A 14514-nucleotide genomic window follows, 5' to 3' on the forward strand; every position below is an offset into this window, starting at 1 on the left:
ACCGGGCACGGTGGGGGCTCGGCCGATGAGTCAGCAGCCGTGAACGTCCTCGTCGTCATCGAGTCTCAGAGTGGTGGTCAGCGCACCGTGCAGATGCGCGCGAACGGTCCGATCAGCATCGGGCGGGACGCCGGCTGTGGGTTGCGTATCAAGAGCGATCTGATCTCGCGCCGCCACGCCGTCGTCGAATTCAACAACACCGGCGTTCACGTCGAAGACCAGTCGACGAACGGCACGCTCGCCGGCGGCCAGCTGCTCCGGAAGAACGCCGTGTGGGTGCCGTTCGGCACGCCCATCGTCGTGGGCGATCACACCCTCCGCTTCCAGGTCGCAGGCGGAGCGCCCGCGCACCCCTCCGCGCCTCCGCCGCCCAACGGCTCCTCCGCGATGCACCCTCCGGTGCCGGCGCAGCGCCCCCCGATGCAGCCCCCAGCGGCAGGGGCCCACGCGCAACCTCCGCACCCGCAACCCCACGCGCCGCAGCTTGCGCAGCCCCAACCGCAGTTCCGTCCGCCACCGCCGCGGGAACCCTCTGCGCCCGCCCACGCCCAGCCGGCGCAGCGGCGCAAGGCGCGGGCGGAGAACGACATGCGCCGGGAGATCCACCGGCAGCTCCTCGAGAACTTGGATCTGGCGACGATGAGCGCCGACAAGCTCGACGACCCGTCCATGCGCCCCAAGGTGATTGCGGCTCTGCGGCGCATCATCGACCTGATGGGTACCCGCCTGCCCGCGGAGCTGGATCGGGACCGGTTGGTTGGTGAGCTCGCGGACGAGGCCCTGGGACTTGGTCCTTTGGAGCACCTGTTGGCGGACCCGTCCGTCAGCGAAATCATGGTCGTGGACGCCGACACGATCTACATCGAGCGAAACGGCAAGCTGCAGCTGTCGGATGCGAAGTTCACGGATGACGAGCGCGTGCGTGCCGTCATCGAGCGCATCGTCACGCCCCTCGGCCGCCGCATCGACGAGTCGTCGCCACTGGTGGACGCCCGCCTGAAAGACGGCTCCCGCGTGAACGCGGTGATCCGTCCGATCGCGCTACGCGGCTCGTGCATCACGATTCGAAAGTTCGCGAAAGTCCCGCTCACGCTCGACAAGCTGTACGAGTTCAAGGCCATCTCCCCGTCGATGGGGCGGTTCTTGACTCGCTGCGTGACCGCCAAGAAGAACATCATCATCTCCGGCGGCACCGGCAGCGGAAAGACGACGCTGCTGAACATCTTGTCGGGGGCAATCCCCCCGGACGAGCGCATCGTCACCATCGAAGACGCGGCGGAGCTACAGCTGGTTCAGCCCCACGTGGTGAGCATGGAGACGCGCCCTGCAAACATGGAGGGCAAGGGCGAGTACACCATTCGCGACTTGCTCAAGAACGCCATGCGCATGCGGCCGGACCGAGTGGTGGTCGGTGAGTGCCGCGGTGGCGAAGCGCTGGACATGCTTCAAGCCATGAACACGGGCCACGATGGGTCACTCACCACGACCCACGCAAACTCGCCGATGGAAGCTCTCAAGCGCATCGAGACCCTGTGCTTGATGGCCGGCGTGGACTTGCCGGCTCGTGCCGTTCGCGAACAAATCGCCGGCAGCATTCACGTGGTGGTGCAGCAAAGCCGCTTTTCCGATGGCTCGCGCCGAGTGAGCGCGATTTCCGAGATCATCGGGCTGGACGACGAGATGAACTTCGAGATCATGCCCATCTTCGAGTTCGTTCGCCGGGGCACGGGGCCGAACGGCGAGGTGCTGGGCGACTTCAAGGCGACCGGGTATCTGCCGAGCTTCTTGAACGACTTCATCGTGAAGGGCCTGGTGCCCAAGACGGGGCCGTATCTCTGATGGGCTACACGCTGCTGATCAAGTGGGGCGGCATCTTGGTGCTGTTCCTCGCCATCTTCGTGGTGGCGTGGGCGCTGATCTCGGATCGCCAGAGCTTCCTCTTGCGGCACTGGGCGCGGTACTGCTCCTACCTCGAGCGCAAGCTCCGCCTGATGTTCATCTTCACGCCCGGCCGCTATGTTGCTCTTGGGCAGGTGGGCGCCGCTTTCATCGTCGTCGCCGTGCATTTGGCGGTCAACATCCCCGCGTGGTTCCTGATCGTGGCGCTGATCATCGGCGTACCGCCGTTCTACATCGAGCGCATGCGCCAGAAGCGGGTGCTGGCGATCGAGGGGCAGTTCGATGGCTTCCTCACGGCCCTTGCCAACGCGCTGAAGGCGACGCCGAGCGTCAGCAACTCCTTCGTGTCCGTCCAGCCGCTCTTGCCGTCGCCCATTCGCGAAGAGGTAGAGCTCGCCGTCAAGGAGATGCGTGTCGGCAGCACTCTGGACCAAGCGCTGTTGAACATGGGAGGACGCATCGCCAGTCGTCAGGTCGATTCCGGCCTCTCCGCCATCCTCATTGGTCGTCAGCTCGGCGGCGACCTGCCCAAGATCCTGGAAACCACGGCAAACAGCTTGCGCGAGATGATCCGTCTCGAAGGCGTGGTCCAGTCCAAGACGGCAGAAGGCAAGTCCCAGATGTGGCTGCTCGGTCTGTTCCCGTTCTTCTTCGCCATGGCGCTGAACGGGCTGCAGCCGGGTTTCTTCGATCCCTTGAAGGAGCCGATCATGGGTTGGGTGATCGCGGGCGTCGCCGGCATATTCTGGTTGGGGTCCGTGCTGTGGGCCCGCGCCATCCTCTCGGTGGACATATGAACGCGGGCTACGTCTTCTATCGATTCCTGTTCATCGGAACGATGGCGGCAGCGCTGCTCATCGCCGTGTACGCCCTTGCCAGCGCGCCGTCCCGCGTGGCGAGCCGGCTCGGTATGCGGGGCCTCAAGCGGCAGCGCGCCCTCGAAGAGAACGAGCTATGGGCGGGGATCGAGCCTCTGGTCCGCTGGCTCGGGGTACGGGTCAGCGGCATCATGAGCGACGACCAGCACCGAGCTCTCGACAAGAAGCTCGCGCTGGCGGGGGATTGGCTCGGGATCACGCCGGAGGAGTTCGTAGGTCTGAGCATCTTGTCGTTCTTCGGCGGACTCACATTCGGTGGCGTCGCTGGAATGATGACGGACATGGGCGTCGTGATGGTGTTCGTCGTGGGTCCCATCGGCGGCGCGTTGCCCTGGATGCAGATGTCCGGCATCGCGGCGGATCGCATGAAGGGCATCAACCGCGGTCTGCCCTACGCCGTGGACTTGATCGCGCTGGCAATGAGCGCGGGCAAGGACTTTCCCGGTGCGCTGCGACAGGTCGTCGAGAAGAGCAGCGATCCCGACGATCCGCTCACGGAAGAGTTCGCCCGCATCCTTCAGGAGCTGTCGATCGGACGCACGCGCAAGATGGCGATGATCTCGTTCGCGGAGCGCAATCCCAGTGATGCCGTCGCGGAGTTCGTGAACTCGGTCGTGCAAGCGGAGGAGAAGGGCAACCCGCTCGCGGACGTGCTCCAGATCCAGGCGGGCATGAGCCGCATGCGCCGCAGCGTGAACGCGGAAAAAGCGGCAGCAAAAGCCGGCGTTCAGATGGTGGGCCCCTTGGCGCTGGTGCTGATTTGCATCCTCGCGCTGATCATGGGACCGATGATGCTGAAGCTCGGCAAGTACGCCGACGAGGGATGAATGCTCGCGCTCAAGTTCGACATCCGACACCCTGACGGCCGCGTCGAAGAGCTGCGGCTGGAGGGGGATCGCGCCATGATCGGAAGTGGCGCCCACTGCGAAATCCGTCTACCGGTGGACCAAGCCGAGATCGAGCACATCTTGGTGCAGGCCACGCCCGGCGGCGTGGCCGCAGAGGCCCGCAGCTTCAACCCGCAACCCACGGTGAACGGCGCTCCGTTCATGCGCACGCAGCTGGTGCCGGGCTCCGTGCTGGGGGTTGGCTACTACCAGATCGTCGTCACCCCCCTCGAGGTCGGCGCCGGCGCGGGCCCCGCGCAGAAGGAAGAGGGCACCAGCCGCACCACGCTGTTGGGCGGGCTTTTCATCATCCTGGTCGGTGTCTGGTGGATCATGCAGAACCAGAACCGGAATCAAGGTCCGGACGCGCCACCTCAGGAAATCCCCGAGCTGTGGGACGCACCCATCAGCGAGTGCCCGCAGCACGAACGGGCGGCCGCCGCCGCGTACGCCGAGGACCGCTATCAGATCGCCGCCAGCAAGCAGGAGCGGCGCCCATTCCACGTTCAGGACGGCGTCGCGGCCGTCCCGCTCTACGAAGTAGCAGCCGCGTGCTTCGAGAAGGCCGGAGATCACACCTCGGCGCGCGAAGCGTCGGGGATCGCACAGAAGCTGCGCAAGGACATTTCCCAGGACTTCCGGACGCACCGCGTTCGCCTGGGGTACGCGCTCAGCCGTCAGAACTGGGCGGTGGCCCAGCACGAAGTCCGAGTGCTGCTCGACTTCCTCGACGGCAAACAGCACGACTACGTGTCCTGGCTCTCGAACATCGAGCGTCGGATTCGGTTGAAGTATGGCGACCAGATCCGGAAGCAGAAGCAAACGAAGTCGTGACCTCCGCGGCAGCGGAGCCATCGTCGCTCTGCTGCTCACGTCGGCCATCGGCTGCGGCTCGAGTCGGGTCGATCGGGTGAAGGCCGCCCAGCAGACCGCCGAGAAGGAGCAAACGCCAGAAAAGCTCGTCGCGCGCGGCAAGCTGTTCGCCCAGATGGGGGACCAGACGCGAGCCGGTCAGTACTTCAGCGCGGCCCTGGATGCGGGTGCAAAACCGGCGGAAGTGCTACCTTTGTTGATGCGGACCTACATCGCAACCAGCCGGTTCCGCAATGCCATCGCCGTGGGCGAGCAGTACCTGAAGAAGTTTCCCCGGGACTCTCGCCTGAGGTTCTTGGTCGCCACCCTGTACCTTGCCATCGAGGAGCCCGAGCACGCGCGAGAGCACCTCGATCATATCCTCGCTCAAGACATGAACAACGCCGACGCCCACTACGTGCTTGCGGTCCTGCTCCGGGACCACGGGGACTACGTGGGAGCGGATCAGCACTTTCGCCAGTATCTCAAGCTCAAACCCGAGGGACCCCACGCCGAAGAAGCGCGGGGCTCGCTCTTGAAGTCATTGCCGTGATCCCCAAGGAAGTATTCGAAGAGTCGCTGCTGGAGTTCTTCGCTCCCGTTCGTCCTTTCATGGAGGACCCGAAGGTGAGCGAGATCATGATCAATGGTCCCGACCAGGTCTTCATCGAGAAAGGCGGCAAGCTCGAGCTCACCAACGTGCGCTTCGACAGCCCGGACGAGCTGGTCGCCGCTCTGCGCAACGCAGCGCAGTTCGCCGGCAAGTTCGTGGACGAGACGCGGCCGATTCTGGAAGGACGCTTGCCCGATGGCTCGCGCCTGCAGGCCATCATTCCGCCGGTCGCGCCAGGTGGTCCGTACATTGCCATCCGTCGCTTCTTCAAGGACACGCTGACGGTAGAGCGCTTGATCGGCTTCGGAGCGCTCACGCCGGAGGCCGCGCAGGCGTTGAACGCGTTCGTTGCGGCCAAGCTCAACATCATCATCGCGGGCGGTACGGGCAGCGGCAAGACCAGCATGCTCAACGCGCTCTCCGCCTACATTCCTGATGGTGAGCGCGTGGTGGTGATCGAGGACTCCAAAGAGGTGCAGCTGCAGCGACAGCACGTCGTTCAGCTAGAGGCTCGTGCGCCCGATCCCAAGGGCCGCGGCGCCGTCACCATTCGTGATCTGTTTCGCGCGACGCTGCGCATGCGCCCGGATCGAGTGGTCATCGGCGAGATCCGCGGCGGCGAGGCATTGGACATCGTGCAGGCCATGACCAGCGGTCACGGCGGCTGCATGGGCACCTGCCACGCCACCTACCCGCGGGACACGCTCACTCGGCTCGAGACCATGTGCATGATGAGCGATATCGACATGCCCCTCACCGCCATGCGCATCCAGTTGGCGTCCGGTATCAATCTCATCGTTCAGGTGTCACGGCTCCAAGATGGCTCCCGCAAGGTGACGCACATCACCGAGGTCTTGGGCTTCGACATGGAGAGTGGGAAGTACCAGGTTCAGGACATTTTCCGGCGGACTTACCAGGGGTTGGGCCCCAACGGAGAGATCCAGAGCGATTTCGGCCCCACCGGCGTGATCCCGGAGTGCTTGGAACAGCTCCACGAACACGGTGTCGATTTGCCTTCCGTGGTATACGACGCGGCACGTCAGCGCGGAGTCGACACCGGCCATCGTGAGTAGCGGGGATGTTTACATAAGCGTTCGCGGGGGTGCGACGGACAGGCCGGAGGTGCAGCTGAAGGCCGGAACCCCCGCGGACGCCTTCAGCGTCGGCTCTGCCGGCTCGTGGAAGGTCTCCGGCCCTGGCGTGGCGCCGACGCACGGCTATTTGTACTTCGACGGCACCACGCTGTTCGTCGCCTGCGCTCCCGGTGCCATCGTGCAGCTCGGGGGGGAAGCCGTCTCGACGGACTGGAAGGTCGTGAGCATCCCGGCGGAGATCCGCGTGGGAGGCGTCACCTTGGCCGTGGCCGCCAGCTCCGCCGCCCAGCCGCCCGGTCGTTCTGCGCCGGCGCGCCCTGCAGCGAGCCAGAGGCCTCGCGCGCGTCCCCAGCAGCCCGCCCAAAAGCCGGCGCCCGCCGTGCAACACGTGCCGCCACATGCGCCACCTCGCTCGCATTCGGGTGGCGACGGCGGACATCGCGCTCCCGCCATGTCTCCCGTGGCGGGCACCATCCCCTACGACGACGAAGACGTACCCACCGCCTATCAACCAGTGCCGGAGGGCTTTAGCGTCGAGCACGACGCGGCCACGCAGGTGCAACCCGGCCTGCAGCCGGAGCCCATGGCCGACAGCGAGCGAACGCGTGTCGTGCCGCCACCTGAAGAGAAGAAGGCGAAGCCGGAGCGCCCAGCACCGCCCTCCGTTTCTCCCGCTTCGGGTGAGTCCGCCACGGTGGTGCAACCCCTCGAAGAGTTTTTGGCCAACGCCCGCGCGCAGCAATCCGCACCGCATCACGCCGCGCCGGAAATGCCGCCCGCCGCCGGCGCTCCGCCGGGCATGATGCCGCCGGCCGCCGGCTCCCCCGCGCCACAGGGTGCGGTGGGCGTCTACGTGCAGCCGCCGGAACCGACGGTCCCCGCCATGGGTCCGGCCAGCGCGTACGCAGCGGGGTTGATGCCGGGCGGCCAAGGACAACCCCAGTGGCAGCAGACTCCAGGGGGTGTTGGTCCGGGCGCGGTACCTCCCGGGGCGGCCCCGCAGGGGGCGCCGCCGGGACCCAAGGGCTCGCCGGTCGACGACATCAAGGTGAAGATCGAGACCGCGTGGCGCGACGCATCTCCCGTCCGCCGCGTGCTGTTCTTCTTGATGCCGCTGATGATCGTGGCGCTCATTGCGCACGTGCTCTTGACGGCGCGCCGCAATCGGCTGGCGGCGGAGTACGCCGCGGCGCAGGCGTCGGCCAGCGGCTTGCTCGCGTCGGCGTCGGCGGCGCCGAGTGCTTCCGCGCCGCCGACGGCGAGCGCGGTCCCCACCGTCGCGCCGCCGTCCACGCCGTCTTCCGCGCCGCCCCAACCCCCAGAAAATCCTCCCGAGGTCGAGAAACCTCCGGAAGAAAAGCTGGCCAAGGGCGAGGTCACGGACGAGCGCAAAGCGGTGGATGCCGTGGCTCGCGGAGATCTGGACAAGGCCATCGAGCTCTACTCTGCGCTGGCCAAGGCACACCCGGACGAGCCCGCGTACGCCGCGGCCGTCGAGATCCTGCAGAAGAAGAAGGGCGCGCGCTGAGCCTTCGGCGGGACTGAACACGTGTCCCGGCCGAAATGGAGGCTTGACACGAAACGCGCCACGGCTACCCTCCCGGTCCCCCAGAGTCGGGGCCCAGCCTCCATAGTGTAATGCCGACGATACAGCAGCTCATCCGCCGCGGCCGTAAGGCCATCAAGGTGAAGACCGCTTCGCCTGCGCTTCGCTCCTGCCCGCAAAAGCGTGGCGTGTGCGTGCGCGTCTACACCATCACCCCGAAGAAGCCGAACTCGGCGCTTCGCAAGGTGTGTCGTGTCCGCCTCACCAACGGGATGGAGGTCACGAGCTACATCCCGGGTGAAGGTCACAACCTTCAGGAGCACAGCGTGGTGCTCATTCGCGGTGGTCGTGTGAAGGACCTCCCGGGTGTGCGTTACCACGTCGTGCGCGGGACGCTGGACGCGTCTGGCGCCGCTGGTCCCAGCAGCACCAACAAGGCCAACCGCAACCGCAAGCGTTCCAAGTACGGCGTCAAGCGCCCGAAGCAGTAAGAGGTATCGAGATGCCCCGCAGGCGCGAAGTCCCCAAGCGCAAGATCACTCCGGACCCGAAGTACAAGGACAAGCTCGTGGCGAAGTTCACGAACTCCCTGATGGTCGACGGCAAGAAGTCGATCGCCGAGGGCATCCTGTACGGTGCGTTCGACATCATCCAGGCGCGCTTCAAGGAGGACCCCCTCGAGGTGTTCCGCAAGGCGCTCGACAACGTGAAGCCCAAGCTCGAGGTGAAGAGCCGCCGCGTGGGTGGTGCCACCTATCAGGTCCCCGTCGAGGTGCGGCCGGAGCGTCGCGTGGCGCTCGCCATGCGCTGGCTCGTGTCCTACTCCCGCGCCCGTGGCGAGAAGACGATGCGTGAGCGCCTGGCTGCGGAGTTCGTCGACGCGGCACAGCTTCGTGGCAACGCCGTCAAGAAGAAGGACGACACTCACAAGATGGCGGAGGCGAACAAGGCCTTCGCTCACTATCGCTGGTGAGAGCCCGGCGGCAGCAGTTTTCGACCATCTGGAGAAGACGAACGGAAGCATGAACGAGACGACATAAGGATCGGGTTGCTCGAAGACGCTCAGCAACGGCGTCCCGCCCAACCGGCGGCAATCGCAGCACCCCGACACCCCTTCCGGAAATTAAGTGCCCCTCGAACGGTGAGGGAGCCGGTGGCCGGAAGGGGTTTCGTCTGTAACGCGACCCACTCCCTCATCGACACGGAAGAAAGACCACCATGGCCCGCGAAATCGCAATCGAACGCACCCGCAACATCGGCATCATGGCGCACATCGACGCCGGCAAGACGACCGTTACCGAGCGCGTGCTGTTCTACACGGGAATCACGCACAAGATCGGTGAGGTGCACGACGGCGCCGCCACCATGGACTGGATGGTGCAGGAGCAGGAGCGCGGGATCACGATTACCAGCGCTGCCACCAACTGCTTCTGGCAGCCGGCGCATGGCCCCAACGAGGGCAAGCGTCACCGCATCAACATCATCGACACTCCCGGCCACGTGGACTTCACCATCGAGGTGGAGCGCAGCCTGCGCGTGCTCGACGGCGCCGTGGCGGTGTTCGACGGTGGCAACGGCGTGGAGCCGCAGAGCGAGACGGTGTGGCGCCAGGCGGATCGCTACCGCGTTCCCCGCATCGCCTTCGTGAACAAGCTGGACAAGCTGGGCGCGGACTTCCAGATGAACCTGGACAGCATGCGCGATCGCCTTGGCTGCGTGCCGGTGCCGATTCAGTGGCCGGTGGGCCAAGAGGACCAGCACCGCGGCATGGTCGACCTCATTCGCATGCAGGCGGCCATCTTCGACGACGACACCCTGGGTGCGAACTTCGAGTGGAAGGCGATCCCGGAAGACCTGGTCGAGCACTGCAACGAGCTGCGCGAGGCGCTGATCGAGGCGTGCGCGGACGTGGACGACGAGATCATGGAGAAGTTCCTCGACGGCCGCGCCAGCGAGGTGACCGTCGACCAGATCCACGCAGCGCTCCGCAAGGGCACCTGCGAGTTCAAGTTCGTTCCGGTGCTGTGCGGCTCCGCCTTCAAGAACAAGGGCGTCCAGCTGTTGCTCGATGCCATCGTCAACTACCTGCCGTCGCCGATCGACGTGCCGGCGGTGGAAGGCGTCTCGCCCGACGACCCGGACAAGAAGGAGAAGCGCGAGGCCAAGGACGACGCCCCGTTCTCCGCGCTGGCGTTCAAGATCGCGAACGATCCCTACGTCGGCAACCTGACGTTCTTCCGGGTGTACTCCGGCATCCTCAACAGTGGCACCAGCGTGTTGAACGCCTCCCGCGGCAAGCGTGAGCGCATCGGCCGCATCCTCCGCATGCACGCCAACAAGCGTGAGGAGCTGAAGGACTGCCACGCCGGCAACATCTACGCGGCGGTCGGCCTACGAGACACCCGCACCGGCGACACCCTGTGCGACGAGAAGGCGCCGGTCGTGCTGGAGCAGATGACGTTCCCGGAGCCGGTGATCTCCGTGGCCATCGAGCCCAAGACCCAGGCGGACCTGGACAAGCTCGGCGTGAGCCTCGCCAAGCTCGCGTACGAGGATCCGTCCTTCCGCACCTTCACCAACGAAGAGACCGGTCAGACCATCATCGCCGGCATGGGTGAGCTCCACTTGGAGATCATCGTCGACCGCCTCAAGCGCGAGTTCAAGGTCGACTGCAACGTGGGCAAGCCCGAGGTGGCCTACCGCGAAGCGATCAACAAAGAGGTCGACGCCGAGGCCAAGTTCGTTCGTCAGAGCGGTGGCCACGGCCAATACGGCCACGTGAAGATCCGGCTCAAGCCCGCCGAGCGCGGCAAGGGCTTCGTGTTCGAGAACAAGATCGTCGGCGGTGTCATCCCGAAGGAGTTCATTCCTTCCGTGGAGAAGGGCATCCGCGAGGCGATGGGGCGCGGTGTGCTCGCCGGCTACCCGGTGATCGACATCCACGTGGAGCTGTACGACGGCACCTACCACGAGGTCGACTCCTCCGGTCCGGCCTTCGAGATCGCCGGCTCGCTGGCGTTCCAGGACGGCGCCAAGCGCGCTGGCCTGCACCTGCTCGAGCCCATGATGGCCGTCGAGGTGGTGACGCCGGAAGGCAACATGGGCGACGTCATCGGCGACCTCAACTCTCGTCGCGGCCGCATTCAGGGCATGAACGAGCGCGGCGCGAAGACTCAGGTGGTCACGGCAGAGGTGCCGCTGGCCACCATGTTCGGATACTCCACGGACCTCCGCAGCAAGACTCAGGGGCGCGCGACCTACACCATGCAGTTCGCGCACTACGAGCCGGTGCCCACGTCGGTCCAAGAAGAAATCGTCGCCAAGGTACGCGGTAGCTGAACAAGCGTAGGAACAGCGAAAGAGGAAAGCAGAAATGGCCAAGGAGAAATTCGTTCGTACGAAGCCCCACGTGAACGTGGGGACGATCGGTCACATCGACCATGGCAAGACCACGCTGACGGCCGCGCTGGTGAAGGTCCAGGCCAAGAAGGGGATGGCCAAGGAGATCAAGTACGCGGACATCGCGAAGGGCGGCATCGTTCGTGACGAAACGAAGACGGTGACGATCGCGGTATCGCACGTGGAGTACGAGACGGACGGGCGTCACTACGCGCACGTGGATTGCCCCGGCCACGCTGACTACATCAAGAACATGATCACCGGAGCTGCGCAGATGGACGGCGCGATCCTGGTGGTGAGCGCGCTGGACAGCGTGATGCCGCAGACGCGGGAGCACGTGCTGCTGGCGCGTCAGGTGGGTCTGAACCACATCATCGTGTTCCTGAACAAGTGCGACGCGGTGGAAGACGAAGAGATGCTGGACCTGGTGGAGATGGAGGTCCGGGAGCTGCTGTCGAAGTACAAGTTCGACGGGGACAACGCGAAGATCGTGCGTGGAGCCGCGCTTCCCGCGCTGAACGGCGAGGAGAAGTGGGAGAACACGATCACGGACCTCTTGAACGCGCTGGACACGGAGATTCCGGAGCCGACGCGCGAGGTGGACAAGCCGTTCCTGATGGCGGTGGAAGACGTGTTCTCGATCAAGGGTCGTGGCACGGTGGCGACGGGGCGCATCGAGCGCGGCGTCGTGCACGTGAACGACGAGGTGGAGATCATCGGCTTCGAGCGTGACAAGAAGACGGTGGTGACGGGCGTGGAGATGTTCCGCAAGCAGCTGGACGAGGGCCAGGCTGGGGACAACGTCGGTTGCCTGCTGCGCGGCGTGGACAAGGACCAGATCGAGCGCGGTCAGGTGATTGCAGCGCCCGGGAGCATCAAGCCGCACAAGAAGTTCTTGGGCGAGGTGTACGTGCTCAAGAAGGAAGAGGGAGGGCGTCACACGCCGTTCTTCACGAACTACCGACCGCAGTTCTACATCCGGACGACGGACGTGACCGGCTCGGTGCAGCTTCCCGAAGGCGTGAAGATGGTCATGCCGGGAGACAACATCACCATGGAGATCGAGCTGATCACGACCGTGGCTCTGGAGGAGCAGATGCGCTTCGCCATCCGCGAGGGCGGCCGCACCGTCGGTGCCGGCGTGGTCACCAAGATTCTCGAGTGAGAGGGGAGTCGCCGGGCCGCTGCCGACCATCGGCGGCGGCGCCGGCGCCCGCCGAGCGTTTGGCTTCGGCGGTTTGACTGAAGGATGAAAGTAGGAAGATGGCTGACGCGACCAAGATTCGGATTCGGCTCAAGGCCTTCGATCACCAGCTCCTCGACAAGTCCACTACGGACATCGTCGAGACGGCTCGCCGCACGGGTGCCCGTGTCGCGGGGCCGATTCCGCTGCCGACGTCGATTCGGCGCTACACCGTGCTGCGCGGTCCGCACGTCGACAAGAAGTCGCGCGAGCAGTTCGAGGTTCGCACGCACAAGCGGTTGATCGACATCCTCGAGCCCACCCCCCAAACTCTCGACGCCTTGATGAAGCTCGACCTTTCGGCGGGCGTCGACGTCGAAATCAAGAGCTGAGAGGGAGCCCATGGCAAAGCTCGACGTCTACAACCTCAAGCGCGAAAAGGTCGGTGAGCTGGAGCTCTCCGACGACGTGTTCGGCGCCGAGGTGAAGGATCATCTGTTGCACGAGGTCGTCGTGGCGCAGCTCGCGTCGCGGCGGGCAGGCACTCGCGCCGGCAAGGAGCGCTCCGCGGTGCGCGGTTCCGGCAAGAAGCTCTACAAGCAGAAGGGCACCGGACGCGCTCGTCACGGCGACATCAAGGGCCCCATCTTCGTGGGTGGCGGTCGCGCGCACCCGCCCAAGCCGCAGGATTGGTCTCAGAAGCCCCCGCGCCGCGTGCGCCTGGGAGCCCTGAAGAGCGCCCTGTCGCTGCTGGTCAAGGAAGGCCGCATGACGGTCGTGGACAGCATCGACCTGGGCGAGGCAAAGACCAAGAAGCTCGCTGGCGTGCTGACGGCGCTCTCGGCGGATGCCAAGACCCTGGTCGTGGACGACAAGGGTAACGAGCAGCTCCGGCTCTCGATTCGCAACATGAAGACCAACCAGTTCTTGCCGCCCGAGGGCGTGAACGTCTACGACCTCCTGCGGCACGATCACCTGGTCGTGTCCAAGGGCGCCGCCAAGGCGCTCGAGGCCCGCTGCCTGGGGAGCAAGTGATGAATCCCGAGCACATCATCAAGCGCCCGATCGCGCTGACCGAGAAGGCGGCGCGGCTCAAGGAGCAGAACAAGGTCGTCTTCGAGGTCAACCCGAAGGCGAACAAGATCGAGATCCGGCAGGCTGTGGAGGAGATGTTCGACGTCAAGGTGACGGACGTCTCCACCCTGGTGAATCGCGGCAAGGTCAAGCGCCTGGGTCGCCGGCTCACCAAGCGGCCGAACTGGAAAAAGGCGATCGTCACCCTGCGTGAGGGCGACGACATTCAGTTTTTCGACGAGTCCGAGGAGTGATCGATGGGCATCCGGGTATTCAAGCCGACATCGCCGGCGCGTCGTTTCCAGACGTGCAGTGATTTTGCCGACGTCACCACGGACAAGCCGCTCCGCAAGCTGGTGGAAGCGCAGTCCAAGAGCGGCGGGCGTAACCATTTCGGGCGGATCACGACGCGCTTCCGTGGCGGTGGCCATAAGCGGCGCTACCGCGTCATCGACTTCCGCCGCAGCAAGATCGGCGTGCCAGCCAAGGTCGCTCACATCGAGTACGACCCGAACCGCACGGCGCGCATCGCTTTGCTGCACTATGTAGACGGCGACAAGAACTACATCTTGGCGCCCGACGGCCTGAAGCAAGGCGACACGGTGATCAGCAGCAGGAACGCGGACATTCGTCCGGGCAACTCGCTGCCGCTCCACTACATCCCTGCGGGCACGATGATCCACAACATCGAGATGCGGAAGGGCAAGGGCGGCCAGCTCGTGCGCTCCGCCGGTGTCGCTGCTCAGCTCATGGCCAAGGATGGCGTGTACGCCCAGGTCAAGCTGCCGAGCGGCGAGGTCCGCAAGATCCACATGGACTGCCGGGCCACCGTGGGCCAGGTCTCGAACCTGGAGCACCAGAACATCAAGCTGGGCAAGGCGGGTCGCAAGCGCTGGCTGGGCCGCCGTCCGCACAACCGCGGCGTGACCATGAACCCCGTCGATCACCCGATGGGTGGTGGTGAGGGTCGCACCAGCGGCGGTCGGCACCCGTGCTCGCCGTGGGGCAAGCTGGCCAAGGGTCAAAAGACCCGCAACAACAAGCGTACGGATTCCATGATCGTGAAGCAGCGAAAGGCGAAGGGCTGAT

Annotated in this window: 15 protein-coding genes; all 15 read left to right on the plus strand. The window is 65.3% G+C overall.

The annotated features are described in order from the left end of the window. Positions 1-39 precede the first annotated feature (39 nt). The gene (gene tadA / locus H6717_22380; protein ID MCB9579790.1) at positions 40-1839 is read left to right on the plus strand and encodes a Flp pilus assembly complex ATPase component TadA; all 1800 of its coding nucleotides are present in this window, start codon (positions 40-42) and stop codon (positions 1837-1839) included. Next, a complete protein-coding gene (locus H6717_22385; GenBank protein ID MCB9579791.1) occupies positions 1839-2696 on the plus strand; it encodes a type II secretion system F family protein in 858 nt (285 codons plus the stop codon). Before tadA ends, H6717_22385 begins: the two co-directional genes overlap by 1 nt. Then, a complete protein-coding gene (locus H6717_22390) occupies positions 2693-3604 on the plus strand; it encodes a type II secretion system F family protein (protein ID MCB9579792.1) in 912 nt (303 codons plus the stop codon). Before H6717_22385 ends, H6717_22390 begins: the two co-directional genes overlap by 4 nt. After that, positions 3605-4498: a hypothetical protein gene (locus tag H6717_22395; GenBank protein ID MCB9579793.1), complete on the plus strand. Its 894-nt coding sequence runs from the start codon at positions 3605-3607 to the stop codon at positions 4496-4498. Next, entirely contained in the window at positions 4458-5069 is a 612-nt protein-coding gene (locus H6717_22400) for a tetratricopeptide repeat protein (GenBank protein ID MCB9579794.1), read from the plus strand. The genes H6717_22395 and H6717_22400 overlap by 41 nt, the downstream gene beginning before the upstream one ends. Beyond that, positions 5066-6202, plus strand: a complete 1137-nt coding sequence (locus H6717_22405; GenBank protein ID MCB9579795.1) for a CpaF family protein — start codon at positions 5066-5068, stop codon at positions 6200-6202. The genes H6717_22400 and H6717_22405 overlap by 4 nt, the downstream gene beginning before the upstream one ends. A gap of 49 nt (positions 6203-6251) precedes the next feature. Then, on the plus strand, positions 6252-7751 hold the full coding sequence (locus H6717_22410; GenBank protein ID MCB9579796.1) for a hypothetical protein: 1500 nt from the start codon (positions 6252-6254) through the stop codon (positions 7749-7751). A 110-nt stretch (positions 7752-7861) separates the two neighbouring features. Further along, on the plus strand, positions 7862-8260 hold the full coding sequence (locus tag H6717_22415; GenBank protein ID MCB9579797.1) for a 30S ribosomal protein S12: 399 nt from the start codon (positions 7862-7864) through the stop codon (positions 8258-8260). An 11-nt stretch (positions 8261-8271) separates the two neighbouring features. Further along, entirely contained in the window at positions 8272-8742 is a 471-nt protein-coding gene (gene rpsG / locus H6717_22420; GenBank protein ID MCB9579798.1) for a 30S ribosomal protein S7, read from the plus strand. Positions 8743-8987: 245 nt separating this feature from the next. Continuing rightward, positions 8988-11108, plus strand: coding sequence for an elongation factor G (gene fusA / locus H6717_22425; GenBank protein ID MCB9579799.1), 2121 nt, complete (start codon positions 8988-8990; stop codon positions 11106-11108). A gap of 34 nt (positions 11109-11142) precedes the next feature. Beyond that, positions 11143-12333, plus strand: a complete 1191-nt coding sequence (gene tuf / locus H6717_22430; protein ID MCB9579800.1) for an elongation factor Tu — start codon at positions 11143-11145, stop codon at positions 12331-12333. 98 nt (positions 12334-12431) lie between these two features. Continuing rightward, entirely contained in the window at positions 12432-12743 is a 312-nt protein-coding gene (gene rpsJ, locus H6717_22435; protein ID MCB9579801.1) for a 30S ribosomal protein S10, read from the plus strand. 10 nt (positions 12744-12753) lie between these two features. After that, positions 12754-13386 (plus strand): 50S ribosomal protein L4, encoded by a 633-nt coding sequence (rplD, locus tag H6717_22440; GenBank protein ID MCB9579802.1) that lies wholly within the window; start codon positions 12754-12756, stop codon positions 13384-13386. After that, complete coding sequence (locus H6717_22445; GenBank protein MCB9579803.1) at positions 13386-13679, plus strand: 50S ribosomal protein L23; 294 nt, start codon at positions 13386-13388, stop codon at positions 13677-13679. The genes rplD and H6717_22445 overlap by 1 nt, the downstream gene beginning before the upstream one ends. Positions 13680-13682: 3 nt before the next feature. Then, a complete protein-coding gene (gene rplB, locus H6717_22450) occupies positions 13683-14513 on the plus strand; it encodes a 50S ribosomal protein L2 (protein ID MCB9579804.1) in 831 nt (276 codons plus the stop codon). Position 14514: the final 1 nt, after the last annotated feature.

The organism is Polyangiaceae bacterium (assembly GCA_020633235.1).
Classification (GTDB): domain Bacteria; phylum Myxococcota_A; class Polyangia; order Polyangiales; family Polyangiaceae; genus JACKEA01.